This is a genomic window from Microbacterium sp. gxy059 (assembly GCF_050958665.1).
Taxonomy (GTDB): Bacteria; Actinomycetota; Actinomycetes; order Actinomycetales; family Microbacteriaceae; genus Microbacterium.
This window is the reverse complement of the sequence record NZ_JAMXWT010000040.1, coordinates 1-5,759: the sequence shown is the minus strand read 5'-3', so window position 1 is coordinate 5,759 and position 5,759 is coordinate 1. Positions and strand designations below refer to the sequence as shown.

3 rRNA genes are annotated in these 5,759 nt (G+C 55.4%); all 3 read left to right on the top strand.

Annotated features, from left to right (window positions below):
- The first annotated feature begins 506 nt into the window (after positions 1-506).
- The 3 genes from NHL53_RS14440 (at position 507) to rrf (ending at position 5,700) form a co-directional block, all read left to right on the top strand.
- A 16S ribosomal RNA gene (locus tag NHL53_RS14440) occupies positions 507-2,032 on the top strand.
- 331 nt (positions 2,033-2,363) lie between these two features.
- A 23S ribosomal RNA gene (locus NHL53_RS14435) occupies positions 2,364-5,459 on the top strand.
- Positions 5,460-5,583: 124 nt separating this feature from the next.
- Positions 5,584-5,700: ribosomal RNA gene (rrf, locus tag NHL53_RS14430) — 5S ribosomal RNA — on the top strand.
- Together the 16S, 23S and 5S rRNA genes form the textbook arrangement of a ribosomal RNA operon.
- Positions 5,701-5,759 lie beyond the last annotated feature (59 nt).

Here is a 5,759-nt window from a genome sequence, read left to right as displayed (position 1 = left end):
TGTATTCCCTTGTCGCCGCCAAGCGGAGAGGTTGAGCCGGAAGGTTCCTTCGCCCCAGGTCGTGTGACAGCGAGAGATCGGTTTGCTGGTTTCTGGTCTGGTTCGTGTCTTTCGGGATGCGGTTCCGGGAGGCTGTGGCTTCCAGGTTCTGTCCAGGCTGGTTCGGTAAGTTGGTTTCTTGTCGCCGGTTCGGTTCTTCGGGTCTGATTCGTTGCGGGTGTGGTTGTTTGTTCAGCTTCACGGCGTGTCGGGTTTGACAGTGAGATTCGGACTGGTTAGGATTGAGAAGTTGCCCCGGAGGGCCGGCTCGGGAGAGTCGGGGCTGGGTGCGTCTGATCTTTGAGAACTCAACAGCGTGCACTTGTCAAATGCCAAATTATCCTCGTCACCAGTTTTCTGGTGGTTGAGAATTCCTTTGGATCATTTGATGTCAGATGACATCTATTTTAAATGGTCAGATCGAACTCGCTGCTCGGGTGTTTTCCCACTCGGGTATGCATTTTTCTTTTATGGAGAGTTTGATCCTGGCTCAGGATGAACGCTGGCGGCGTGCTTAACACATGCAAGTCGAACGATGAAGCCCAGCTTGCTGGGTGGATTAGTGGCGAACGGGTGAGTAACACGTGAGCAACCTGCCCCGATCTCTGGGATAAGCGCTGGAAACGGCGTCTAATACCGGATATGCACCAGAACGGCATCGTTACTGGTGGGAAAGATTTTTCGGTTCGGGAGGGGCTCGCGTCCTATCAGCTTGTTGGTGAGGTAATGGCTCACCAAGGCGTCGACGGGTAGCCGGCCTGAGAGGGTGACCGGCCACACTGGGACTGAGACACGGCCCAGACTCCTACGGGAGGCAGCAGTGGGGAATATTGCACAATGGGCGCAAGCCTGATGCAGCAACGCCGCGTGAGGGATGACGGCCTTCGGGTTGTAAACCTCTTTTAGTAGGGAAGAAGCCTTCGGGTGACGGTACCTGCAGAAAAAGCACCGGCTAACTACGTGCCAGCAGCCGCGGTAATACGTAGGGTGCAAGCGTTATCCGGAATTATTGGGCGTAAAGAGCTCGTAGGCGGTTTGTCGCGTCTGCTGTGAAAACTGGAGGCTCAACCTCCAGCTTGCAGTGGGTACGGGCAGACTAGAGTGCGGTAGGGGAGATTGGAATTCCTGGTGTAGCGGTGGAATGCGCAGATATCAGGAGGAACACCGATGGCGAAGGCAGATCTCTGGGCCGTAACTGACGCTGAGGAGCGAAAGAGTGGGGAGCAAACAGGCTTAGATACCCTGGTAGTCCACTCCGTAAACGTTGGGAACTAGTTGTGGGGGCCTTTCCACGGTCTCCGTGACGCAGCTAACGCATTAAGTTCCCCGCCTGGGGAGTACGGCCGCAAGGCTAAAACTCAAAGGAATTGACGGGGACCCGCACAAGCGGCGGAGCATGCGGATTAATTCGATGCAACGCGAAGAACCTTACCAAGGCTTGACATATACCGGAAACGGCTGGAGACAGTCGCCCCCTTGTGGTCGGTATACAGGTGGTGCATGGTTGTCGTCAGCTCGTGTCGTGAGATGTTGGGTTAAGTCCCGCAACGAGCGCAACCCTCGTTCTATGTTGCCAGCACGTAATGGTGGGAACTCATGGGATACTGCCGGGGTCAACTCGGAGGAAGGTGGGGATGACGTCAAATCATCATGCCCCTTATGTCTTGGGCTTCACGCATGCTACAATGGCCGGTACAATGGGCGGCGATACCGTAAGGTGGAGCGAATCCCAAAAAGCCGGTCCCAGTTCGGATTGAGGTCTGCAACTCGACCTCATGAAGTCGGAGTCGCTAGTAATCGCAGATCAGCAACGCTGCGGTGAATACGTTCCCGGGTCTTGTACACACCGCCCGTCAAGTCATGAAAGTCGGTAACACCTGAAGCCGGTGGCCTAACCCCTTGTGGGAGGGAGCTGTCGAAGGTGGGATCGGTAATTAGGACTAAGTCGTAACAAGGTAGCCGTACCGGAAGGTGCGGCTGGATCACCTCCTTTCTAAGGAGCTTCTGACGCCTTCGGGCGTCCAGAGCCCGCTTCGAGCGAATGTCTCGGAGGGGTTTGCTCATGGGTGGAACTTTTGACAAGGCGTCTTTCGAGTGTCTTTTGGATGAGTACGGATCTTCGGGTTCGGGAAAGTCTGGGGGATGGTCGGAAGGCGCGTGCACGTTGTTGGGTCCTGAGGGATCAGCCGTTTGGTTGTTTCTTCTCACCCCGGATTGGTGTCGTGTGAGCGACGCTGTCCGGGTGTGACCGTACTTTGAGAACTACACAGTGGACGCGAGCATCTTAAAGAAGCGAACACAGATTATTTCTGTGGCTCATGTGATTTCAAGTCTTTAAGAGCAAACGGTGGATGCCTTGGCATCTGGAGCCGAAGAAGGACGTAGCAATCTGCGATAAGCCTTGGGGAGCCGATAAGCGGGCTGTGATCCGAGGATTTCCGAATGGGGAAACCCCGCCAGGCGCTTTTGTGTCCTGGTGACTCCCGCCTGAATATATAGGGCGGGTAGAGGGAACGTGGGGAAGTGAAACATCTCAGTACCCACAGGAAGAGAAAACAACAGTGATTCCGTTAGTAGTGGCGAGCGAACGCGGATGAGGCTAAACCGTGCGTGTGTGAGAGCCGGCAGGCGTTGCACGTGCGGGGTTGTGGGACTTTCCGATCATCACTGCCGTGATGGTGACCGTACAGAAGCGTATAGACGAACCGGTTTGAAAGCCGGACCAGAGAGAGTGCCAGTCTCGTAGTCGACATGCGTGTTCTGCGGTGGAGAGTATCCCAAGTAGCACGGGGCCCGTGAAATCCCGTGTGAATCTGTCAGGACCACCTGATAAGCCTAAATACTCCCAGATGACCGATAGCGGACAAGTACCGTGAGGGAAAGGTGAAAAGTACCCCGGGAGGGGAGTGAAATAGTACCTGAAACCGTTTGCTTACAAACCGTCGGAGCCTCCTTGTAGGGGTGACGGCGTGCCTTTTGAAGAATGAGCCTGCGAGTTAGTGATACGTGGCGAGGTTAACCCGGGTGGGGAAGCCGTAGCGAAAGCGAGTCTGAATAGGGCGATTCAGTCGCGTGTCCTAGACCCGAAGCGAAGTGATCTATCCATGGCCAGGCTGAAGCGACGGTAAGACGTCGTGGAGGGCCGAACCCACTTAGGTTGAAAACTGAGGGGATGAGCTGTGGATAGGGGTGAAAGGCCAATCAAACTTCGTGATAGCTGGTTCTCTCCGAAATGCATTTAGGTGCAGCGTTGCGTGTTTCTTGCCGGAGGTAGAGCTACTGGATGGCCGATGGGCCCCAACAGGTTACTGACGTCAGCCAAACTCCGAATGCCGGTAAGTGAGAGCGCAGCAGTGAGACGGTGGGGGATAAGCTTCATCGTCGAGAGGGAAACAACCCAGACCACCATCTAAGGTCCCTAAGCGCGTGCTAAGTGGGAAAGGATGTGGAGTTGCTGAGACAACCAGGAGGTTGGCTTAGAAGCAGCCACCCTTGAAAGAGTGCGTAATAGCTCACTGGTCAAGTGATTCCGCGCCGACAATGTAGCGGGGCTCAAGCACGCCACCGAAGTTGTGGCATTGACACATGCGATTCCCTTCGGGGCAGTCGTGTTGATGGGTAGGAGAGCGTCGTGTGTCGAGTGAAGCGGCGGAGTGATCCAGTCGTGGACGGCACACGAGTGAGAATGCAGGCATGAGTAGCGAATGACGTGTGAGAAACACGTCCTCCGGAAGACCAAGGGTTCCAGGGTCAAGCTAATCTTCCCTGGGTAAGTCGGGACCTAAGGCGAGGCCGACAGGCGTAGTCGATGGACAACGGGTTGATATTCCCGTACCGGCGAAGAACCGCCCAAGCTAATCCAGTGGTGCTAAGCGCCCGAACTCTCCCATCGTCACCTTCGGGTGGCACCGGGTGAGGGAGCGCGCGACCCCATGCTGGTGCGGTTAGCGTATTAACAGGTGTGACGCAGGAAGGTAGCCAAGCCAGGCGATGGTTGTCCTGGTCCAAGCGTGTAGGCCGACTCCTAGGCAAATCCGGGAGTCTTATGGCTGAGACGTGATGGGTGTCAAGTTGGTGATCCTATGCTGCCGAGAAAAGCATCGACGCGAGGTTCTAGCCGCCCGTACCCCAAACCAACTCAGGTGGTCAGGTAGAGAATACCAAGGAGATCGAGATAATCGTGGTTAAGGAACTCGGCAAAATGGCCCCGTAACTTCGGGAGAAGGGGCGCCCAGCGCGTATTAGAACTTGCTTCGAAAGCGTGTGTGGGCCGCAGAGACCAGTGGGTAGCGACTGTTTACTAAAAACACAGGTCCGTGCGAAGTTGTAAGACGATGTATACGGACTGACGCCTGCCCGGTGCTGGAAGGTTAAGAGGACGAGTTAACCCTCGGGTGAAGCTCAGAATTTAAGCCCCAGTAAACGGCGGTGGTAACTATAACCATCCTAAGGTAGCGAAATTCCTTGTCGGGTAAGTTCCGACCTGCACGAATGGCGTAACGACTTCCCAACTGTCTCAACCACGAACTCGGCGAAATTGCATTACGAGTAAAGATGCTCGTTACGCGCAGCAGGACGGAAAGACCCCGTGACCTTTACTATAGCTTGGTATTGGTGTTCTGTATGGCTTGTGTAGGATAGGTGGGAGACTGTGAAGCGGCCACGCTAGTGGTTGTGGAGTCGTTGTTGAAATACCACTCTGGTCATTTGGGACATCTAACTTCGGACCGTGATCCGGTTCAGGGACAGTGCCTGGTGGGTAGTTTAACTGGGGCGGTTGCCTCCCAAAGAGTAACGGAGGCGCCCAAAGGTTCCCTCAACCTGGTTGGCAATCAGGTGGCGAGTGTAAGTGCACAAGGGAGCTTGACTGTGAGACTGACAGGTCGAGCAGGGACGAAAGTCGGGACTAGTGATCCGGCAGTGGCTTGTGGAAGCGCTGTCGCTCAACGGATAAAAGGTACCTCGGGGATAACAGGCTGATCTTGCCCAAGAGTCCATATCGACGGCATGGTTTGGCACCTCGATGTCGGCTCGTCGCATCCTGGGGCTGGAGTAGGTCCCAAGGGTTGGGCTGTTCGCCCATTAAAGCGGTACGCGAGCTGGGTTTAGAACGTCGTGAGACAGTTCGGTCCCTATCCGCTGCGCGCGTAGGAAGTTTGAGAGGATCTGACCCTAGTACGAGAGGACCGGGTTGGACGAACCTCTGGTGTGCCAGTTGTACCGCCAGGTGCATGGCTGGTTGGCTACGTTCGGGATGGATAACCGCTGAAAGCATCTAAGCGGGAAGCCGGCCTCAAGATGAGACTTCCGTCACCTTCGGGTGGAGAGGCTCCCAGCAGACTACTGGGTTGATAGGCCAGATGTGGAAGCGCAGTAATGCGTGCAGCTGACTGGTACTAATAAGCCGATGACTTGATAACATTCACCTTCTGGTGTTCGCGTCCACTTTGTGGTTCTCAGAGTATGGTTGCTCTGGTAACTTGAGAGAGCAGCTTGTGCTGGAACAGATTTCCGGACCCCTTGTGTGGGGTGTGGTGAGAGTGTTTCGGTGGTTATAGCGAGAGGGAAACGCCCGGTTACATTCCGAACCCGGAAGCTAAGCCTTTCAGCGCCGATGGTACTGCACCTGGGAGGGTGTGGGAGAGTAGGACACCGCCGGACTATTTTTGAGTCGAGAGGGTCGCCCGATGTGGGGCGGCCCTTTCGCATTTCCCGGGCCC